The sequence below is a fragment of the Streptomyces sp. NPDC051173 genome (genome assembly GCF_040689515.1).
Classification (GTDB): Bacteria; Actinomycetota; Actinomycetes; order Streptomycetales; family Streptomycetaceae; genus Streptomyces.
Genome location: NZ_JBFBBD010000005.1, coordinates 27,703 through 47,482, shown reverse-complemented (window position 1 = coordinate 47,482; position 19,780 = coordinate 27,703). Strand labels below are relative to the sequence as shown.

Genomic DNA, 19,780 nt, shown 5'->3' with positions numbered 1-19,780 from the left:
ACGTATCCGCATATCGACCGAAGGAGCCTTCCTCGCGCACCGCAGTGCGTCAGTCACGCTACGCTCACGGGAATCCAGCCATTCGTACCACTCCATTCACGCCCCCATTCACGTCACGTCTCCATTCACGTCACAGCAGAACGGCTCAAGACGACGAATGCCCCAGCACACCTCCGGGTCCGATCGCGCGGCGGCACCGCCCGCAGCACGCGGGCCCGTGCGCCCTCCCGCACCCTCGACGCTCGATGAGCTGTGGCGGTCGTACAAGGCCACGGGCGACGACCGGCTGCGGGAGCAATTGATCCTCCACTACTCGCCGCTGGTGAAGTATGTGGCGGGGCGGGTCAGCGTCGGTCTGCCGCCCAATGTCGAGCAGGCGGACTTCGTTTCCTCCGGGGTCTTCGGACTCATCGACGCCATCGAGAAGTTCGACCCCACGCGCGAGATCAAGTTCGAGACCTATGCCATCACCCGTATCCGCGGCGCGATGATCGACGAATTGCGCGCCCTGGACTGGATCCCGCGCTCGGTCCGCCAGAAAGCGCGTGCCGTCGAGCGCGCGTACGCCACCTTGGAGGCGGCGCTGCGCCGCACGCCCTCCGAGGCCGAGGTGGCGGCGGAGATGGGCATCGCCGTCGAGGAACTGCACAGCGTCTTCAGCCAGTTGTCACTGGCCAACGTCGTGGCGCTGGAGGATCTGCTGCACGTCGGCGCCGAGGGCGGTGAGCGGCTGAGCCTGATGGACACGCTCGAGGACACCGCCGCGGACGACCCCGTCGAGGTGGCCGAGGACCGCGAGCTGCGCCGGCTGCTGGCCCGCGCGATCAACACCCTTCCCGAGCGGGAGAAGACGGTGGTCACGCTCTACTACTACGAGGGCCTCACCCTCGCCGAGATCGGCCATGTGCTCGGTGTCACCGAGAGCAGGGTCAGTCAGATCCACACCAAGTCGGTCCTCCAGTTGAGGGCGAAACTCGCGGATATAGGACGCTGACCGGGCGCACCGGCCGCCACGGACCCTTCGAGTGGCTGCTCCGCGCCGCGCGGCGCGCACCCCGGTCTTTCGCGGGCCGCCCCTGGTGCGGTCCCGTGGGGAAACGTGCCGTCGGCGTCGTCCCGGTCGATGGATATCCGTAAAGTGGAGGCGTGCCCAGGATTCGAGCGGCCTCAGTGGCCGAGCACCGGACGATGCAGCGCGACGCCTTGCTGGACGCCGCACGCTCCCTGCTGTCCGAAGGCGGTACGGAGGCGCTGACGTTCCCCGCGCTGGCCGAGCGCACCGGGCTGGCACGGTCCTCCGTCTATGAGTATTTCCGGTCGCGCGCCGCGGTGGTCGAGGAGCTGTGTGCCGTCGACTTCCCCGTCTGGGCCGCCGAGGTCGAGGCCGCCATGGAGCGCGCCGAGACCCCTGAGGCGAAGATCGAGGCGTATGTGCGCCGGCAGCTGGCCCTTGTCGGCGACCGGCGTCACCGCGCCGTGGTCGCGATCTCCGCGGGTGAGCTGGACTCCGGCGCCCGGGAGAAGATCCGCGCCGCGCACGGCGGGCTGGTGGCCATGGTCGTCGAGGCCCTCGTCGCCCTCGGCCATGAGCAGCCCCGCCTCGCCGCGATGCTCCTCCAGGGAGTGGTCGACGCCGCGGTCCGCCGCATCGAGCTCGGCGCGGCCGAGGAGCCGCACCACATCACCGAGGCGGCCGTTTCCATGGCCCTGCGCGGGGTCCGGGGCTGAGACCCGCGCGAGGAGCGACCCGAGCGGGCCGGTGAGCGGCAGCAGCCGGGACGGCGGGCGGCGGAGCATCCACGGCGGCAGCAGTGTCAGTGGATCGAGGTAGGTGTCCCCGCGGAGCAGCCCCCAGTGCAGACAGCCCGCCGGGCAGTGGAAGGGGCCGGCCGACACGGTGCCCACCGGCTGTCCCGCGGCCACCCCGTCCCCTTCGTGGACGCTCGGCCGCACCGGTTCGTAGGTGATCCGCAGCGGTGGGTCGCCCGTGCCGGGCAGGGTGACGGCCACGACTCCCCGCCCCGCGACCGTGCCGGCGAAGGACACCGTCCCGGGGGCGGCCGCGCGCACCGGCTGCCCCGGCCTGGTGTCGAGATCCACCCCGCGGTGGCCCGCGGCCCAGCGCACCGGGGGCGGGTCCCACGCCCGCATGATCAAGGGGCGGCCGCCGTGTGCCCCGGTGACCGGCCAGGCCCGGTCGCCCGCGGCCCCGCCCGGCCGGGAAGGGTCCATGGCTGCGGTCACGGCGGCGGTGGCCGTGAGCGGCGCCGTGATCATGGGGTGTGGGGCGCAAGTGAAGCGTGTGACGACGCAGGCGATGAGCGCGGTCACGGTCAGTAAGACACCCAGGGCCGTCGCGCCCGCGGCCGTGGGGTCCCGCGTGAGAGATCGCATGCGAGAACCGTGACGCACGGCGCCGATTCGTGGGGATCTTGACCAGGATCTGTGGACTACTCGCGGGTTGTGCACAACGTCGTCACCCGGGCCTTCCCGGGTCCCGTACACTTCTCATGGCGATCCGGGTCACCGGATCGACTTCGCACGCCCCGCTACCGGCGCGTCAGTCCCTTTCGGGCAGCCCGGTGGCCGTGTCTCTCGGTCCGCGGAACGGTCCCTCGCAAGGGCACCTTTCACGGCGGGCACGTCGGGGCGTCAGGAGCGGCGGCCGCCCGGCCGCCGTGGAACCGAGTATTTCAAGGAGCGCGGCCATGGCCGTCGTCACGATGCGGGAGCTGCTGGAGAGCGGCGTCCACTTCGGTCACCAGACCCGTCGTTGGAACCCGAAGATGAAGCGTTTCATCTTCACGGAGCGCAACGGCATCTACATCATCGACCTGCTCCAGTCGCTGTCGTACATCGACCGCGCCTACGAGTTCGTCAAGGAGACCGTCGCGCACGGTGGCTCCATCATGTTCGTCGGCACGAAGAAGCAGGCCCAGGAGGCCATCGCCGAGCAGGCGACCCGCGTCGGGATGCCGTACGTCAACCAGCGCTGGCTGGGCGGCATGCTCACCAACTTCTCGACCGTCTACAAGCGCCTCCAGCGCCTGAAGGAGCTCGAGCTCATCGACTTCGAGGATGTGGCCGCCTCCGGCCTCACCAAGAAGGAGCTGCTCGTCCTCTCCCGCGAGAAGACCAAGCTCGAGAAGACCCTCGGCGGCATCCGCGAGATGCAGAAGGTGCCCAGCGCCGTCTGGATCGTGGACACCAAGAAGGAGCACATCGCCGTCGGTGAGGCGCGCAAGCTGCGCATCCCGGTCGTCGCGATCCTCGACACCAACTGCGACCCCGACGAGGTCGACTACAAGATCCCGGGCAACGACGACGCGATCCGTTCCGTCACGCTGCTCACCCGCGTGATCGCCGACGCCGTCGCCGAGGGCCTCATCGCCCGCTCCGGTGCCGCCACCGGTGACGCCAAGGCCGACAAGGCCGCCGGCGAGCCGCTCGCCGAGTGGGAGCGCGACCTGCTCGAGGGCGAGAAGAAGGCTGACGAGACCGAGGCTCCGGCCGCTGAGGCTCCGGTCGTCGAGGCTCCGGCCGCCGAGGCCGAGAAGCCGGCCACGGACGAGCAGGCCTGACAACTCAGTCGCGGTAGATGACGGCGGGGGACGGCGCGACCAGCGTCGCCCCCGTCGTGCACCCGTAGTCACAACGACTTCCGAGAGAGATTCACCATGGCGAACTTCACCGCCGCTGACGTCAAGAAGCTCCGTGAGCTCACCGGCGCCGGCATGATGGACTGCAAGAAGGCGCTGGACGAGGCCGAGGGCAACCTCGAGAAGGCCGTCGAGATCGTCCGCGTCAAGGGCCTGAAGGGCGTGGCCAAGCGCGAGAGCCGCACCACCTCGAACGGTGCCGTCGTCTCCGTCATCGCCGACGACAACACCTCCGGTGTGCTCGTCGAGCTGAAGTGCGAGACCGACTTCGTCGCCAAGGGCGAGAAGTTCAACGCCGTCGCCGACGCGCTGGCTGCCCACGTCGCCAAGTCCGCCCCGGCGGACCTCGAGGCGCTCATGGCGTCCGAGATCGAGGCCGGCAAGACCGTCCAGGCGTTCGTGGACGAGGCCAACGCCACGCTCGGTGAGAAGATCGTCGTCGACCGCTTCGCGCGGTTCGCCGACGGCTTCGTCTCCGCGTACATGCACCGCACCGCCGCGGACCTCCCGCCGCAGGTCGGCGTCCTGGTTGAGCTCGACAAGGACAACGCCGAGGTCGCCAAGGACATCGCGCAGCACATCGCCGCGTTCGCGCCGAAGTTCCTCTCCCGCGAGGACATCCCGGCCGACGTGCTCGAGAACGAGCGCCGTGTCGCCGAGGCCACCGCCCGCGAGGAGGGCAAGCCCGAGGCCGCCCTGCCGAAGATCATCGAGGGTCGCGTCACCGGCTTCGTCAAGGAGAACTCCGTTCTCGAGCAGGCGTTCGCCAAGGACAACAAGAAGACCGTCCAGAAGATTCTGGACGAGGCCGGTGTCACGCTGAAGCGCTTCGCGCGCATCCGCGTCGGCGCCTGAGCCGTCAGCAGGGCAGCGAATGACCTGCGACCCGCTAGGGTCGTACGCAGCCGACCCTCCACCGGTCGGCCGCTGATGTGACGAGGAGGCCATTGCCGTAGAGGGATCTGATAAAGACCCGTCCGGCAATGGCCTTCTTCGTATGTGCACGAGGAGATCTCCAATGAATCAGGGTGCGGACGCCCGGCCGGCAGCCGACGACAAAAGCGACGACCACGGCAAACGCCGTCGGTTTATGCTCAAACTGTCCGGCGAGGCATTCGCCGGCGGCGGGGGCCTCGGTGTCGACCCCGATGTCGTGCACGCCATCGCTCGTGAGATCGCGGCAGTCGTCCGCGAGGGTTACGAGATCGCCGTCGTCATCGGCGGCGGCAACTTCTTCCGCGGCGCCGAGCTCCAGCAGCGCGGCATGGACCGTGCCCGCTCGGACTACATGGGCATGCTCGGCACCGTGATGAACTCGCTCGCCCTCCAGGACTTCCTGGTCAAGGAAGGCGTCGAGACGCGGGTGCAGACCGGCATCACCATGGGCCAGGTCGCCGAGCCGTTCATCCCGCTGCGCGCGGTGCGCCACCTGGAGAAGGGCCGCGTCGTCATCTTCGGCGCCGGTATGGGCATGCCCTACTTCTCCACCGACACCACCGCCGCCCAGCGCGCCCTGGAGATCCACGCCGAGGCGATCCTCATGGGCAAGAACGGCGTCGACGGGGTCTACGACTCCGACCCGAAGAAGAACCCCGACGCGGTGAAGTTCGACGCTCTCGAGTACAGCGAGGTGCTCTCGCGCGGCCTCAAGGTCGCCGACGCCACCGCCATCTCCCTGTGCATGGACAACCAGGTGCCGATCCTGGTCTTCGAGCTGCTCGCCGAGGGCAACATCGCGCGTGCGGTCAAGGGTGAGAAGATCGGCACGCTCGTGAGCGACCAGAGCACGCGGGCCTGACGGCCCGGACGACCGCCGTCCTGAGCGATCACGCCGCACAGGAACGGCAACACCGTGCCGTGGGAAGACCCCGGCACGGGGATGGACAACTGCCTGCCGGTCGGACACCGTGCAGGAGAAGACGCGCGCAGGGGCGAGGCTCTGCTTACTGATAACACCAGGAGCAAGTGGTGATCGAAGAGATCCTCCTCGAGGCCGAGGAGAAGATGGAGAAGGCCGTTGTGGTCGCCAAGGAGGACTTCGCGGCGATTCGCACCGGGCGTGCGCACCCCGCGATGTTCAACAAGATCGTGGCGGACTACTACGGCGCGCTGACGCCGATCAACCAGCTGGCGTCCTTCTCGGTGCCGGAACCGCGCATGGCCGTGGTGACGCCCTTCGACAAGAGCGCACTGCGCAATATTGAGCAGGCCATTCGCGACTCGGACCTCGGTGTCAACCCGAGCAACGACGGCAACATCATCCGGGTGACGTTCCCGGAGCTGACCGAGCAGCGCCGCAGGGAGTACGTCAAGGTCGCCAAGACCAAGGCCGAGGACGCCAAGGTCTCGATCCGCTCCATCCGCCGCAAGGCCAAGGACACCCTGGACAAGCTCGTCAAGGACAAGGAGTCCGGCGAGGACGAGGTGCGCCGCGCGGAGAAGGAGCTCGACGACACCACCGCGAAGTACGTCGCGCAGGTGGACGAGCTGCTCAAGCACAAGGAAGCCGAGCTCCTCGAGGTCTGATGAACGACACATCCTGGGGGGCCCCGTCGAGCGCCGGGTACTGGGGGTCCACCGACCGCGGACCCTCCCCCTCGCTCGGAGGGGACGTGCGCCCGGGCCCGGCGGGTCCTGTGCATGAGGCGGGCGCCGCGGCGCAGACTCGGCCCATGCCCATCGTGCCCTCCTCAGGCGGAGACCAGGACGACCGTGACGAGGGGGCCGCCCACCTGCGCGGCCCTCTGTTCCGTGATGAACAGGAGCCCGACATCCGGCCCCAGGATTCTGCCCCGGAGCCTGCAGTCCCCCAGGCGCCCAAGGCCGGGAAGAAGAGCGCCGGCCGCGATCTCCGGGCCGCGATAGGGGTGGGACTGGGCCTCGGCGCGGTCATTCTCGCCTCCCTGTTCATCTACAAGCCCGTCTTCCTCGGTGTGATCGTCGTCGCCGTCGTCGTCGGGCTGTGGGAGCTGACCTCCCGCCTCGCCGAGCGGAAGGCCGTCAAGGCCCCGCTGGTGCCGCTCGCGCTCGGCGGTGCCGCCATGGTCATCGCCGGCTACGCGAGCGGTGCCGAGGGCGCGTGGGTGGCCATGGCCTTCACCGCGCTCGCCGTGCTCGTGTGGCGGATGCCCGAGCCGCCGGACGGCTATCTCAGGGATGTCACGGCGGGCATCTTCGCGGCGTTCTACGTGCCCTTCCTGGCCACCTTCGTGGCCCTGATGCTGGCCGCGGGCGACGGCGCGTGGCGGGTGCTCACCTTCCTGATCCTGACGGTCGTCAGCGACACCGGTGCGTACGCGGTGGGCTGGAAGTTCGGCAAGCGCAAGCTGGCGCCGCGCATCAGCCCAGGCAAGACGCGTGAGGGCCTGCTGGGGGCCGTCCTGTTCGCCATGGTGGCGGGCGCGCTGTGCATGCGCTTCCTGATCGACGACGGGAAGTGGTGGCAGGGCCTGCTGCTCGGCCTCGCCGTCGCGGTCAGCGCCACGCTGGGCGACCTCGGTGAGTCCATGATCAAGCGTGACCTGGGCATCAAGGACATGGGTGCCCTGCTGCCCGGCCACGGCGGGATCATGGACCGGCTGGACTCCCTGCTGCCCACCGCCCCGGTGGTGTGGCTGCTGATGGTGGTCTTCGTCGGCAGCGCATAGGGCTCCGGCCTGCGCTTTCCTCGGTGAGGGGCTCGTTGTCCACAGGACGGCGGGCCCCTCTCCGCACGTCTGCGACACTGGTAGGACCATGCCTGCACCTGGAGAACTCACTTTCGTCGCGCCGCGCGGGGCCAAGCAGCCCCCGCGGCACCTTGCCGACCTCTCGCCCGCCGAGCGCCGCGAGGCGGTTGCCGCGATCGGCGAGAAGCCGTTCCGCGCGAAGCAGCTGTCGCAGCACTACTTCGCCCGGTACGCGCACGACCCCGCGGCATGGACCGACATCCCCGCCGCCTCCCGCGAGAAGCTCGCGGCCGAGCTGCTGCCCGAGCTGATGAGTGTCGTCCGGCACATCTCGTGCGACGACGACACCACCCGCAAGACCCTCTGGCGGCTGCACGACGGCAAGCTGGTGGAGTCGGTGCTGATGCGCTACCCCGACCGGGTCACCATGTGCATCAGCTCCCAGGCCGGCTGCGGGATGAACTGCCCGTTCTGTGCCACGGGCCAGGCCGGGCTCGACCGCAATCTGTCGGCCGCCGAGATCGTGCACCAGATCGTGGACGGCATGCGCGCGCTGCGCGACGGCGAGGTGCCCGGCGGGCCCGCGCGCCTGTCCAACATCGTCTTCATGGGCATGGGCGAGCCGCTCGCCAACTACAAGCGGGTCGTCGGCGCCATCCGCCGGCTCACCGACCCTGAGCCCGACGGCCTCGGCATCTCCCAGCGCGGCATCACCGTCTCCACCGTCGGCCTGGTCCCCGCGATGCACCGCTTCGCCGACGAGGGCTTCAAGTGCCGCCTCGCGGTCTCGCTGCACGCGCCCGACGACGAGCTGCGCGACACCCTGGTGCCGGTCAACACCCGCTGGAAGGTCCGCGAGGTCCTCGACGCCGCCTGGGAGTACGCGGAGAAGTCGGGCCGCCGCATCTCCATCGAGTACGCCCTGATCCGTGACATCAACGACCAGGCGTGGCGCGGTGACCTGCTCGGCCGGCTCCTCAAGGGCAAGCGCGTGCACGTCAACCTCATCCCGCTCAACCCCACCCCGGGCTCGAAGTGGACGGCCTCCCGGCCGGAGGACGAGCGGGCGTTCGTCCAGGCGATCGCCGCGCACGGCGTGCCGGTGACCGTCCGCGACACCCGTGGCCAGGAGATCGACGGCGCGTGCGGACAGCTGGCGGCGGCCGAGCGCTGAGCGTGGCCCCGGTGCGGCACTGATACGGTGCCTTCGCGCATCCGAGCGCACAGACGAACGCACAAATGAACAATCCGACAGGGGAGCGCGAGAGCGCTGAGAGTGCGGCACGGGCCGCAGACCCTCGGACCTGATCCGGGTCATACCGGCGTAGGGAGTCAGACGCACCATGAACACCAACCTCCGGCGTGCCCTCGGCGCGGCGGCCGCCGTCGCGCTCGGCCTGCCCGCCCTGGCCGCCTGCGGCTCGGGCGGCTCCGACAAGGCCGACGGCAAGACCGTCACCCTGGTCTCGCACGACTCGTTCCAGATCTCGGACAGCGTGCTCAAGGACTTCGAGAAGCAGAGCGGCTACACCGTCAAGACGGTCAAGAGCGGTGACGCCGGAGCGGCCGTCAACCAGGCGATCCTCTCCGCCAGGCACCCCCAGGGCGACGTCTTCTTCGGCGTCGACAACACCCTCCTGTCGCGTGCCCTGGACAAGGACCTCTTCACGCCGTACGAGGCCAAGGGCCTGGACCGCGTCCCCAAGGACCTCCAGCTCGACGCCGCGCAGCACCGCGTCACCCCGATCGACACCGGCGACATCTGCGTCAACTACGACCGCGCGTATTTCGCCGACCACAAGCTGGCCCCGCCGCAGTCCTTCGACGACCTGGTCAAGCCGGAGTACAAGAACCTCCTGGTGACGGAGAACTCCGCGACGTCCTCGCCCGGCCTGGCCTTCCAGCTCGGCAGCATCGCGAAGTACGGCGACGCCGGCTGGCAGGACTACTGGAAGAAGCTCAAGGCCAACGGCGTCGAGGTGGTCGACGGCTGGGAGCAGGCGTACAACCAGCGCTTCTCCGGATCCGCCGCGGGCCGCAAGGCCAAGGGCGACAAGCCGCTGGTCGTCTCCTACGCCTCCAGCCCGCCCGCCGAGGTGATGGACGTGAAGCCGGAGCCGAAGGAGGCCCCGACCGGCGTCGCGACCGGCACGTGCTTCCGCCAGATCGAGTTCGCCGGACTGCTGTCCGGCGCGAAGAACACCGAGGGCGGCAAGGCGCTGATCGACTTCCTGCTGGGCAAGAAGTTCCAGGAGGACATGCCGCTGACCATGTTCGTCAAGCCCGCCGCCCAGGACGCCGCGCTGCCGGAGCTGTTCACCAAGTACGGCGCGAAGGTCACCGACCCCGCGACGCTCGCCCCCGAGAAGATCGCCAAGAACCGCGAGCAGTGGGTCAAGGCATGGTCCTCGATCGTCCTGAAGTAGCCGTCACGGAGAAGCCGCCCCAGGGCCCGCTGGCCGCCTCCGGGCGGTCCCGGCGGTCCTTCCGGCCGACGGCGGTGCGGCTCGGCCTGATGGCCGTGCCGCTCGCCTTCTTCGGGGTCTTCTTCGCCTACCCCGTCGCCGCGATCGTCTCCCGCGGGCTCAAGGACGGCGGGCACTGGCAGTTCGGCCGCATCGGCGAGGTCGTCACCGACCCCGCCATCGGCCACGTCCTGTGGTTCACCACCTGGCAGGCCCTCGCCTCCACCGCGCTGACCCTCGCCCTCGCGCTCCCCGGCGCGTATGTCTTCGCGCGTTTCGACTTCCCCGGCAAACAGCTGCTGCGGGCCGTGGTCACCGTGCCCTTCGTCCTGCCGACCGTCGTCGTCGGCTCGGCGTTCCTGGCGCTGCTCGGGCGCGGCGGGCTTCTGGACGAGCTGTGGGGCGTGCGCCTGGACACCACGGTGTGGGCGATCCTCCTCGCCCACGTCTTCTTCAACTACGCCGTGGTCGTACGGACCGTCGGCGGCCTCTGGGCGCAGCTCGACCCGCGCCAGGAGGAAGCGGCGCGGGTGCTGGGAGCCGGCCGGTTCACCGCCTGGCGGCGGGTGACGCTGCCCGCCCTGACGCCCGCCGTGGCCGCCGCGGCGCTGATGGTCTTCCTCTTCACCTTCACCTCCTTCGGCGTCGTGCAGATCCTGGGCGGCCCGCGCTACTCCACGCTGGAAGTGGAGATCTATCAGCAGACCGCGCAGCTGCTGGACCTGCCGACCGCGGCCGTGCTCACCCTCGTGCAGTTCGTCGCGGTGGCCGTGCTGCTCGTGGTGCACGGCCGGACCGTACGCCGCAGGGAGTCCGCCCTGAGGCTCGTCGACGCCGCGCGCACCGCCCGGCGGCCGCGTGGTGCCGCGCAGTGGGCGCTGCTCGGCTCCGTCCTGGCCGTGATCGCGCTGCTGGTGCTCCTGCCGCTCGTCGTCCTCACCCTGCGCTCCTTCGACGGCCCCGACGGCTACGGCCTCGCCTTCTACCGCGCCCTCGCCTCGGCGGGGGACAACGGCGGGACGTTCGTCGTCGCCCCGCTGGAGGCCATCGGCAATTCGCTGTCGTACGCGCTGGCGGCCACCGGCATCGCGGTGGTCGTGGGCGGTCTGGCCGCCGCCGCCCTCACCCGGCGTGCGGGGAAGCTCGTCCGCGGCTTCGACGCGCTGCTGATGCTGCCGCTCGGCACCTCCGCCGTGACCGTCGGCTTCGGCTTCCTGATCACCTTGGACGAGCCGCCGCTGGACCTGCGCACGTCGTGGATCCTCGTGCCGCTCGCGCAGGCCCTCGTGGGCGTGCCGTTCGTCGTGCGGACCATGCTGCCCGTGCTGCGCGCGGTGGACGCCCGGCTGCGCGAGGCCGCCGCGGTGCTCGGTGCCTCACCGCTGCGTGCCTGGCGGGAGGTCGACCTGCCGCTGGTGGGCCGCGCTCTGGCGGTCGCGGCCGGCTTCGCGTTCGCCGTGTCACTGGGCGAGTTCGGGGCGACCGTCTTCATCGCCCGGCCCGACAACCCGACGCTGCCGGTGGCGGTGGCCCGCCTGCTCGGCCGGCCCGGCGAGCTCAACTACGGCCAGGCGATGGCCCTCAGCACGATCCTGATGCTGGTGTGCGCGGTGGCGCTGCTGGTTCTGGAGCGCGTCCGCACCGACCGTTCGGGAGAGTTCTAGATGTCCCTGCTGCGACTGGACGACGTGACCGTCCGCTTCGGCGAGCGCGCGGCACTGGACGCGGTCGACCTCCAGGTGGCCGAGCACGAGACGGTGTGCGTGCTCGGACCGAGCGGCAGCGGCAAGTCCACGCTGCTGCGGGTGGTCGCCGGCTTGCAGCGGGCCGACGCCGGGCGGGTGTTCCTCTCCGGGAACGACCAGACAGGCGTGCCGACGCACCGGCGTGAGGTGGGCCTTATGTTCCAGGACCACCAGCTCTTCCCGCAGCGGGACGTGGCCGGCAACGTCGGCTTCGGGCTGCGTATGCGCGGGACCGGCCGCGCCGAGGCGGAGCGCCGGGTGGCCGAACTGCTCGACATGGTGGGGCTGCCGGGCGCCCAGGGGAGGTCCGTCGCGGCGCTGTCGGGCGGCGAGCAGCAGCGCGTCGCGCTCGCCCGCGCGCTCGCCCCGCGGCCACGGCTGCTGATGCTCGACGAGCCACTGGGCCAGCTCGACCGGAGCCTGCGCGAGCGGCTGGTGGTGGAGCTGCGGGAGCTCTTCGGACGCCTGGGCACCACGGTGCTGGCCGTCACCCACGACCAGGGTGAGGCGTTCGCGCTCGCCGACCGCGTCGTGGTGATGCGGGACGGCCGGATCGCGCAGGCCGGAAGCCCGCTCGACGTCTGGCAGCGGCCGGCGTCGGAGTTCGTCGCCCGCTTCCTCGGCTTCGACAACGTGGTGGAGGCGACGGTCTCGGGGCAGCGCGCCGACACGGTGTGGGGCAAGGTCCCGGTGCCCGCAGGGACCCCGGACGGGCGGTGCCGTCTGCTCGTACGGCCCGCTGGTGTGCGCCTGGCACCGGAGCCGGAAGGGCTGCCCTGCACGGTCACCGGGCGGACGTTCCGGGGCGACCACGTGGTGGTGCTGCTCCGGCCCGCGGAGGGCCCGGAGCTGGAGGCCGCGTGCGGGCTGCGGGACGCGCCGGACGCGGGTGACCGGGTGGGCGTGGTGTTCCGCGCCGACGACGTGGTGGTGCTGAGCGGTTCCTGACCGTACGGGAACGGGCCGGCCGCCTGTCCGTGGGGGACAGGCGGCCGGCCCGTTCTTCGCGTATGTCCGCCGGGGTCCGCCGGAGCGTCAGCCGCTCGCTGTCGGCTGGAGTTCCTTCGGTTCCTCCTCCGCCGCGGGCGCGCCCTCCGGTTCGCCGAACCAGGCGACCGCCACCGCGCCGGTCACCGCCAGCAGGAAGCCGAGGATCGCGACCCAGGCGAAGCCGGGACGGGAGCTGTCGCCGAGCAGGAGGACGCCGATGATGCCCGGCAGGACGGTCTCACCGACGACCAAGGCCGCGGTGGCGCCGTTGACCGAGCCGATCTGGAGGGCGACCGTGTGCAGGTACATGCCGACGGCGCCGGATATGAGGATGGCGTAGAGGGCCGGGTCCGCGAGCAGGGTGGGCAGGTCGAACGGGTCGATGCCGTCCAGGATGCGCACGCCCACACCGATCGCGCCGAAGCCGAGGCCGGAGAGCAGGCCGGCCAGGATCGCGGCCCGGGAGCCCATCAGGCGCACGGCCACCGTGCCGCCGCCCATCAGCACGACCGAGATGACCAGCAGCCACCAGTGGGTGGACCGCGCGGCGTCACCGCCGCCTTCGTGGCCCGCGGCGGTCGCCAGCAGCACCAGCGCGGAGCAGACCACACCGATCGACGCCCACTCGGGCTTGGTCAGCCGGATGCCCAGGAGCTTGATGCTCAGCAGGGCCGTGACGACGAGGTTGGCGCTGATCACCGTCTGGGACAGGAACAGCGGCAGCATCCGGGCGGCCAGCGCGCCCAGCCCGAAGCCTATGAAGTCCAGGACCGTACCGACCATGAACTCCCAGGTCACGGCGGCCTTCGCGGTGGAGGAGAGGCTCGGCCCGCCGCGCTGGGTGGTGCCCGTGGAGGAGGCGGTGGCGGCCTCCCGGCGGGCCGATTTCCGCGATCCCACGGCTTGCAGGACCGAACCCGTTCCGTAACAGACCGAGGCCGCGACAGCCGTCACTAGGCCGATGATCACCAATTGCTCCGTTCGCCTGATAAACCGTCGTGCTTCTGAGCCAGACGTGCTTTTCGGCGCGGAAGTTGCCTTGGGTCAAGAAAAGGTCAAGAACGGGTCCGTCGAGGGACCGCGATGTCAGCCGCCCGTGGGGCCTGCCGCCCGCGCCGGTGCCTCCTTCGAGGAGTCCACCGGCGCGGCCCGGCCGCCGTCGGCCGCCCCGCGGCCGACGCCTCCAGCAGGGGCCACGCGGGAAGCGTACGCGTACGGTGCGCACGGCCCGTCGGCGCCATGGGCGTCGGCCCGGCGGCCTGCCCGCAGAAGTGCCCGGCCGGTGCCCTGGCGCGGGCCTTCCAGGGGGCCGGCCGTCACCTCGTCATGGGCAGCGCCGCCAGCTCGGCGATCGCCCATGTCAGAGGGGTGAGCACGGCCAGCAGCACACAGGTGCGCAGCACGGCCGCGCCCCGGAGCATCGAGACGGGGAGCCCCAGGCGCTGGAGCGCCGCCGTGGTGCCCGCCCGGTTCTGCCGGCTGTCCAGGGCGGCGGTGACGGCGGTGGCGGTCACACAGGCCATCACCAGGGCCGCGCCGAGACCGGTCAGCGGGCCGAAGGGGCGGGGCCCGGAGCCCTCCCAGGCCGCGCCGTACAGCTCCGCCGCCGCGAGGGCGCCCGAGGCCACGGCGCACAGCACGCCGAGCGGCCGGCCGATCCGGGTGGCCGCGTCCTGCAGTATGCGCCCGGCCAGCAGCCGCACGGCGCCGGGCCGCCCGGCCGACAGCAGGACCCCGCACCAGTGCGTCAGGCCGGGCCCGGCGAGGACGAGCCCGAGGGAGGCCAGCAGCCAGCCGCCGATGACACCGGGGGAGGCGCCGTCGCCACGGCCGGGCAACGACAGCAGCGTGTCGGGGTCCGGGGCGGGGCCGCGGCCCACGTACGCCTCCATGGCGAGGCCGACCGAGATGATCGCGATGCCCCAGGGCAGACCGGCGTACGCGGGCTTGGGCGCGGGCGGGACGGTCGGTTCCGGCACGGGTGCCGCCGCCTCGGCCTCGGGGTCCACGGGCTGCTGGACGGCCGCGGGCTCGCGGCGCGGGCGCAGCGCGACGGCGCAGGTGGCCGACGCGAGGGCCGGCAGCAGCCCGAGGAGGGTCAGCGTCGCGCCCCACGGCAGGTGCGCGTGCCCGTCCAGCACCCGCTCGGCGGAGCCGCTCAGCGGAGTGCCGCCGAGGCCGCCGCGGAGCTCCAGATAGACCAGCAGGGCGAGGCCGCTGCCGAGCGTGCAGGAGATCGCCGTCGAGGCCGCCGCGAGGAGGGACATCCGCACCGGCCCGAGCCCCGCTGCGTCCAGCCCCGCGCGCGGGCGGGTGGAGGGGTCCGTACGGGCCACGGCGAGCGCGAACTGCACGACGGCGGCGAGCGGTACGGCGCACCACACCAGCCGTACGACGGACTGCCCGGTCGCCGTCGGATGCGCCGCCGCGTACCCGAGGGTGCACAGCAGCAGGAAACCGACGCCCGCCGCGGCCGCCACGACCAGCAGTCTTCGCAGCAGGACGAGCGGGTGGGCGCCGAGCGCTAGGCGGAGACTGAGCACGCCGCCCTGCCCTCTCCGCCGGGCGCGTCGGGCGCCGGGATACCGCTGGCCCGGCGGCCGTCGGCCAGGGTGACCGTACGGTCGGCGAGCGTGGCGATCTCGTCGTCCAGGGTGGCGATGACGACGGTGATCTGGTGCGAGCGCGCTGCCGTGGTCAGGGTGCGCAGCACCTGCGCCCGGTCGGCGTTGTGCAGGGGCGCGGTGGGCTCGTCCGCGAAGATGACGGTCGGTTCGGTGGCCAGCGCGCGGGCGATGGCGATCCGCTGACGCTGCGCCATCAGCATGGCGGCCGGGCGCTTGCGGGCGCAGTCGCCGGCGTCGAGGCGCTCCAGCCACTCGTTGGCGGTCCGTTTGGCGGCCCGGTGGCCGATGCCGCGCAGCAGCAGCGGCAGGGCGGCGTTCTCCCAGCCGCTGAGCTCCGGGACGAGATGGGGCTCGCTGTCGATCCAGCCGAACCGCTCCCGGCGCAGCCGCTCCCGGGCGGGGCGCGAAAGGGTGTGCACGGGCGCGCTGTTGAACCACACCTCGCCGGGCGTGGGCAGCAGCTGGCCCGACAGGCATTTCAGGAGTGTGCTCTTCCCGGAACCACGTGTCCCGGTGACGGCGAGGATCTCGCCCTCACGCACGCCGACGGAGACCCCGGTGAGAGCGGGGGAGCCGTCGTACGCGTAATGCAGGCCACGTGCCCAGAGCACGTCGTTGTCCGGCGGGGCCACCATATCGAGCACCTCGGGTCGCTTGAGAGGGTCCGTTCCCCTGTCCGGGTGAACGAACCGGAGGCCATTGGGTCACTGGCACCGTACGGAACCGGGATCCTAGCCCTCGCCCAGGCTCGGCGCTGGAGGGCGCCATTTCCTCCGGTCGGCCTCATCCTCGGCGCTCGCCCGTCCGTCGGAGCGCACACGCGCGGGAGGTGCGAGCGGAGGTGCGGCCGGAGCGCGGTCGCTCCGGCCGGGAGCCGTGGCCCACGCGCGCGTGGAGCGAAGGGGGTCGCGCGGGGCCACGGCGGAAGGACGGGCCGGTGGTGGGATCCGGCCCGTCCGGGTCGCTCAGATCTTGGTCCACGCCTCCGTGAGGACACCGCGGACGATCTGCTCTATCTCGTCGAAGGTCGACTGGTCGGAGATCAGCGGCGGCGACAGCTGGATGACCGGGTCGCCGCGGTCGTCGGCCCGGCAGTACAGACCGTTCTCGAACAGCTGCTTGGAGACGAAGCCGTAGAGCAGGCGCTCGCACTCCTCGGGCGTGAAGGACTCCTTGGTGGCCTTGTCCTTCACCAGCTCGATGCCGTAGAAGAAGCCGTTGCCCCGCACGTCGCCGACGATCGGCAGGTCGTTCAGCTTCGACAAGGTGGCGCGAAAGGCCGCTTCGTTGTCCAGAACGTGCTGGTTGAGACCCTCGCGCTCGAAGATGTCGAGGTTCGTCAGCGCGACGGCGGCGGAGACCGGGTGGCCGCCGAAGGTGTAGCCGTGCAGGAAGGTCGCGTCGCCCTTGAAGAAGGGCTCGGCGATCCGGTCGGAGACGATGGCCGCGCCGATCGGGGAGTAGCCCGACGTCATGCCCTTGGCGCAGGTGATGATGTCCGGGACGTAGCCGAACTTGTCGCACGCGAACATCGTGCCGAGGCGGCCGAAGGCGCAGATGACCTCGTCCGAGACCAGCAGGACGTCGTGGCGGTCGCAGATCTCGCGCACCCGCTGGAAGTAGCCGGGCGGCGGCGGGAAGCAGCCGCCGGCGTTCTGCACGGGCTCCAGGAAGACCGCGGCGACGGTGTCCGGGCCCTCGAAGAGGATCTCCTGCTCGATCTGGTCGGCGGCCCAGCGGCCGAACGCCTCGGGGTCGTCGCCGTGGATCGGCGCGCGGTAGATGTTGGTGTTGGGCACCTTGTGCGCGCCGGGGACCAGCGGCTCGAACGGCGCCTTGAGGGCCGGCAGGCCGGTGATGGACAGCGCGCCCTGCGGGGTGCCGTGGTAGGCGACGGCCCGTGAGATGACCTTGTACTTGGTGTGGTTGCCGGTCAGCTTGTGGAACTGCTTCGCGAGCTTCCACGCGGTCTCGACGGCCTCGCCGCCGCCGGTGGTGAAGAAGACCTTGTTGAGGTCGCCGGGGGCGTAGTGGGCCAGCCGCTCGGCCAGTTCGACGGCCTTGGGGTGGGCGTAGCTCCACACGGGGAAGAACGCCAGCTCCTGCGCCTGCTTGGCGGCGGCCTCCGCCAGCTCGGCGCGGCCGTGGCCGGCCTGGACCACGAACAGCCCGGCGAGGCCGTCGAGATAGCGCTTGCCCTTGTCGTCGTAGATGTAGGTGCCCTCGCCGCGCACGATGGTGGGCACGGGGGCGTTCTCGTACGACGACATGCGGGTGAAGTGCATCCACAGGTGGTCGTACGCCGTCTGGGAGAGGTCCTTGCTCACGACTATCGGGTTCCCCATGTGTAGGTCTGCTTGCGGAGCTTGAGGTAGACGAAGCTTTCGGTGGAGCGCACGCCGGGGAGGGTCCGGATGCGCTTGTTGATCATTTCGAGGAGGTGGTCGTCGTCCTCGCAGACGATCTCGATGAGGAGATCGAAGGAGCCGGCGGTCATCACCACGTACTCCACCTCGTCCATCGCGGTCAGGGCGTCGGCCACCGGGTCGAGGTCGCCCTCGACGTTGATGCCGACCATCGCCTGCCGCCGGAATCCGACGGTGAGCGGGTCGGTGACGGCGACGATCTGCATCACGCCCTGGTCGAGCAGCTTCTGCACCCGCTGCCGGACGGCCGCCTCGGACAGCCCGACGGCCTTGCCGATCGCCGCGTAGGGCCGGCGGCCGTCCTCCTGGAGTTGCTCGATGATCGCCAGGGAGACGGCGTCGATCGGGGGCGTGCCCTGCACGCTCTTCGGGTCTGCGCTACGAGTGGCCACGGACTCCACTGTGCATGGGACTCGTCTGTGTGGCAACCCTTGGGCGATGAAATTCGTTGCGAATGGCTGCTTGAATAACTGATTCCGTTGTTTCCGGGGGGTAGGTATGTCGAAAGCGTCGCCTCACTGACTAGGCTGGTGTCTCGCCCATCGGACAGCTGACAGAAAGGGTGGCGCACGTGACCACCGAGCTGCGTCGTCTTCGCAACTACATCGCCGGAGAATTCCGGGACGCCGCCGACGGGCGGACCACCGAGGTGGTCAATCCCGTCACCGGCGAGGCGTACGCCACCGCCGCCCTGTCCGGTGCCGCCGACGTCGACGCGGCCATGGCCGCGGCCGAGGCGGCCTTCCCGGCCTGGCGCGACCTCGTGCCCGGCGACCGGCAGAAGGTCCTGCTCAAGATCGCCGACGCCTTCGAGGCGCGGGCCGAGGAGCTGATCGCCACCGAGTCGGAGAACACCGGCAAGCCGCTCGCGCTCACCCGCAGCGAAGAGATCCCGCCGATGGTGGACCAGATCCGCTTCTTCGCCGGCGCCGCCCGGATGCTGGAGGGCCGCTCCGCCGGTGAGTACATGGAGGGGATGACCTCCATCATCCGCCGGGAGCCGATCGGCGTCTGCGCGCAGGTCGCGCCGTGGAACTACCCGATGATGATGGCCGTGTGGAAGTTCGCCCCGGCGCTCGCCGCGGGCAACACGGTCGTCCTCAAGCCCTCCGACACCACGCCCGCCTCCACGCTCCTGATGGCCGAGATCATCGGCGAGGTGCTGGAGGAACTGGGCCACCCCAAGGGCGTCTTCAACGTGATCTGCGGCGACCGGGAGACCGGCCGCCTCATGGTGGAGCACCCGGTGCCCGCCATGGCCTCGATCACCGGCTCCGTGCGGGCCGGCATCCAGGTCGCGGCGTCCGCCTCCAAGGACGTCAAGCGCGTCCACCTGGAGCTGGGCGGCAAGGCGCCCGTCGTCGTCTTCGAGGACGCCGACATCGCCAAGGCGGTCGAGGACATCGCGGTGGCGGGCTACTTCAACGCCGGCCAGGACTGTACGGCCGCGACCCGCGTGCTCGTGCACGAGTCCGTGCACGACGAGTTCGTGACCGCGCTCGCCAAGGCGGCCGCCGACACCAAGACGGGCCTGCCGGACGACGAGGACGTGCTCTACGGCCCGCTCAACAACGCCAACCAGCTCCAGCAGGTGTCCGGCTTCATCGAGCGGCTGCCCGCCCACGCCAAGGTGGAGGCCGGCGGCCACCGCGTCGGCGAGCAGGGCTACTTCTTCGCGCCGACCGTGATCTCCGGGCTCAAGCAGGACGACGAGATCATCCAGCACGAGGTCTTCGGCCCCGTCATCACCGTCCAGTCCTTCACGGACGAGGAGCAGGCCGTCGCCTACGCCAACGGCGTCGAGTACGCCCTGGCCTCGTCGGTGTGGACCAAGGACCACGGGCGGGCCATGCGGATGTCCCGGCGGCTGGACTTCGGCTGCGTGTGGATCAACACCCACATTCCGCTCGTCGCCGAGATGCCGCACGGCGGCTTCAAGCAGTCCGGCTACGGCAAGGACCTCTCGGGCTACAGCTTCGAGGACTACACGCGCATCAAGCACGTGATGACGTCGCTGGGCTGACCCCCGCACCAGGCCACCGGCCGCGGCCCTCACCGGATCTCCGGCGGGGGCCGCGGCCGTTTCCCCGCGGGGCCGGGAATCGCCCGCGTGGCCCCGCTCACGTCGCTCCCCGCGGGCGTCGGCGACGGCCCGGCCGCCGGTACCATCGAACGCTCGGGCGACGAGCCTGACGGAGCC

General features: G+C 70.9%; 17 protein-coding genes, 1 pseudogene and 1 riboswitch. Of the genes and pseudogenes, 12 read left to right on the top strand and 6 right to left on the bottom strand.

Annotated features, from left to right (window positions below):
* Positions 1–157 precede the first annotated feature (157 nt).
* Positions 158–994, top strand: a complete 837-nt coding sequence (gene whiG, locus AB0435_RS04940; protein ID WP_301892012.1) for an RNA polymerase sigma factor WhiG — start codon at positions 158–160, stop codon at positions 992–994.
* Between the two features lie 194 nt (positions 995–1,188).
* Entirely contained in the window at positions 1,189–1,728 is a 540-nt protein-coding gene (locus AB0435_RS04935; RefSeq protein WP_361525283.1) for a helix-turn-helix domain-containing protein, read from the top strand.
* Between the two features lie 150 nt (positions 1,729–1,878).
* Here AB0435_RS04935 and AB0435_RS04930 read toward each other — a convergent pair.
* Positions 1,879–2,151 (bottom strand): annotated as a pseudogene (locus tag AB0435_RS04930) (M23 family metallopeptidase); the annotation flags it as partial.
* Positions 2,152–2,708: 557 nt separating this feature from the next.
* On the opposite strand from AB0435_RS04930, the gene rpsB reads away from it, so the two are divergent.
* From rpsB to AB0435_RS04885, 9 genes are all read left to right on the top strand, one after another.
* Positions 2,709–3,581, top strand: coding sequence for a 30S ribosomal protein S2 (gene rpsB, locus AB0435_RS04925; protein WP_366005901.1), 873 nt, complete (start codon positions 2,709–2,711; stop codon positions 3,579–3,581).
* 96 nt (positions 3,582–3,677) lie between these two features.
* A complete protein-coding gene (tsf, locus tag AB0435_RS04920; RefSeq protein ID WP_366005902.1) occupies positions 3,678–4,514 on the top strand; it encodes a translation elongation factor Ts in 837 nt (278 codons plus the stop codon).
* 163 nt (positions 4,515–4,677) lie between these two features.
* Positions 4,678–5,457: a UMP kinase gene (gene pyrH, locus AB0435_RS04915; RefSeq protein ID WP_361525234.1), complete on the top strand. Its 780-nt coding sequence runs from the start codon at positions 4,678–4,680 to the stop codon at positions 5,455–5,457.
* 170 nt (positions 5,458–5,627) lie between these two features.
* A complete protein-coding gene (gene frr, locus AB0435_RS04910) occupies positions 5,628–6,185 on the top strand; it encodes a ribosome recycling factor (protein ID WP_366005903.1) in 558 nt (185 codons plus the stop codon).
* The gene (locus tag AB0435_RS04905; RefSeq protein WP_366426208.1) at positions 6,185–7,306 is read left to right on the top strand and encodes a phosphatidate cytidylyltransferase; all 1,122 of its coding nucleotides are present in this window, start codon (positions 6,185–6,187) and stop codon (positions 7,304–7,306) included. Before frr ends, AB0435_RS04905 begins: the two co-directional genes overlap by 1 nt.
* Before the next feature lie 88 nt (positions 7,307–7,394).
* Positions 7,395–8,501 (top strand): 23S rRNA (adenine(2503)-C(2))-methyltransferase RlmN, encoded by a 1,107-nt coding sequence (gene rlmN / locus AB0435_RS04900; RefSeq protein ID WP_366005905.1) that lies wholly within the window; start codon positions 7,395–7,397, stop codon positions 8,499–8,501.
* 69 nt (positions 8,502–8,570) lie between these two features.
* A riboswitch (TPP riboswitch) is annotated at positions 8,571–8,675 on the top strand.
* Complete coding sequence (locus AB0435_RS04895; protein ID WP_366005906.1) at positions 8,671–9,753, top strand: thiamine ABC transporter substrate-binding protein; 1,083 nt, start codon at positions 8,671–8,673, stop codon at positions 9,751–9,753. (Overlaps the previous riboswitch by 5 nt.)
* 89 nt (positions 9,754–9,842) lie before the next feature.
* Positions 9,843–11,456: an iron ABC transporter permease gene (locus tag AB0435_RS04890; RefSeq protein WP_366005919.1), complete on the top strand. Its 1,614-nt coding sequence runs from the start codon at positions 9,843–9,845 to the stop codon at positions 11,454–11,456.
* Positions 11,457–12,485 (top strand): ABC transporter ATP-binding protein, encoded by a 1,029-nt coding sequence (locus AB0435_RS04885; protein ID WP_366426207.1) that lies wholly within the window; start codon positions 11,457–11,459, stop codon positions 12,483–12,485.
* 87 nt (positions 12,486–12,572) lie between these two features.
* On the opposite strand, the gene AB0435_RS04880 is transcribed toward AB0435_RS04885, so the two are convergent.
* The 5 genes from AB0435_RS04880 to AB0435_RS04860 all read right to left on the bottom strand — a co-directional run bounded on the left by AB0435_RS04880 (position 12,573) and on the right by AB0435_RS04860 (position 17,972).
* Entirely contained in the window at positions 12,573–13,496 is a 924-nt protein-coding gene (locus tag AB0435_RS04880) for a hypothetical protein (RefSeq protein ID WP_366005908.1), read from the bottom strand.
* Positions 13,497–13,843: 347 nt separating this feature from the next.
* Complete coding sequence (locus AB0435_RS04875) at positions 13,844–15,070, bottom strand: hypothetical protein (RefSeq protein WP_366005909.1); 1,227 nt, start codon at positions 15,068–15,070, stop codon at positions 13,844–13,846.
* On the bottom strand, positions 15,052–15,789 hold the full coding sequence (locus AB0435_RS04870) for an ATP-binding cassette domain-containing protein (RefSeq protein ID WP_366005910.1): 738 nt from the start codon (positions 15,787–15,789) through the stop codon (positions 15,052–15,054). The genes AB0435_RS04875 and AB0435_RS04870 overlap by 19 nt, the downstream gene beginning before the upstream one ends.
* A 330-nt stretch (positions 15,790–16,119) precedes the next feature.
* Positions 16,120–17,499 (bottom strand): aspartate aminotransferase family protein, encoded by a 1,380-nt coding sequence (locus AB0435_RS04865; protein WP_366005911.1) that lies wholly within the window; start codon positions 17,497–17,499, stop codon positions 16,120–16,122.
* Positions 17,484–17,972: an Lrp/AsnC family transcriptional regulator gene (locus AB0435_RS04860; RefSeq protein ID WP_116215956.1), complete on the bottom strand. Its 489-nt coding sequence runs from the start codon at positions 17,970–17,972 to the stop codon at positions 17,484–17,486. Before AB0435_RS04860 ends, AB0435_RS04865 begins: the two co-directional genes overlap by 16 nt.
* Before the next feature lie 179 nt (positions 17,973–18,151).
* Here AB0435_RS04860 and AB0435_RS04855 point away from each other — a divergent pair, with 179 nt between their 5' ends.
* Positions 18,152–19,603, top strand: coding sequence for a gamma-aminobutyraldehyde dehydrogenase (locus AB0435_RS04855; protein ID WP_366005912.1), 1,452 nt, complete (start codon positions 18,152–18,154; stop codon positions 19,601–19,603).
* The last annotated feature ends 177 nt before the right edge of the window (positions 19,604–19,780 follow it).

Coding starts and splice junctions, on each gene's coding strand:
- whiG (WP_301892012.1), top strand. CDS start 158: ATGCCCCAGCACACCTCCGGGTCCGATCGCGCGGCGGCACCGCCCGCA.
- AB0435_RS04935 (WP_361525283.1), top strand. CDS start 1,189: ATGCAGCGCGACGCCTTGCTGGACGCCGCACGCTCCCTGCTGTCCGAA.
- rpsB (WP_366005901.1), top strand. CDS start 2,709: ATGGCCGTCGTCACGATGCGGGAGCTGCTGGAGAGCGGCGTCCACTTC.
- tsf (WP_366005902.1), top strand. CDS start 3,678: ATGGCGAACTTCACCGCCGCTGACGTCAAGAAGCTCCGTGAGCTCACC.
- pyrH (WP_361525234.1), top strand. CDS start 4,678: ATGAATCAGGGTGCGGACGCCCGGCCGGCAGCCGACGACAAAAGCGAC.
- AB0435_RS04905 (WP_366426208.1), top strand. CDS start 6,185: ATGAACGACACATCCTGGGGGGCCCCGTCGAGCGCCGGGTACTGGGGG.
- rlmN (WP_366005905.1), top strand. CDS start 7,395: ATGCCTGCACCTGGAGAACTCACTTTCGTCGCGCCGCGCGGGGCCAAG.
- AB0435_RS04895 (WP_366005906.1), top strand. CDS start 8,671: ATGAACACCAACCTCCGGCGTGCCCTCGGCGCGGCGGCCGCCGTCGCG.
- AB0435_RS04890 (WP_366005919.1), top strand. CDS start 9,843: ATGGCCGTGCCGCTCGCCTTCTTCGGGGTCTTCTTCGCCTACCCCGTC.
- AB0435_RS04885 (WP_366426207.1), top strand. CDS start 11,457: ATGTCCCTGCTGCGACTGGACGACGTGACCGTCCGCTTCGGCGAGCGC.
- AB0435_RS04870 (WP_366005910.1), bottom strand. CDS start 15,789: ATGGTGGCCCCGCCGGACAACGACGTGCTCTGGGCACGTGGCCTGCAT.
- AB0435_RS04865 (WP_366005911.1), bottom strand. CDS start 17,499: ATGGGGAACCCGATAGTCGTGAGCAAGGACCTCTCCCAGACGGCGTAC.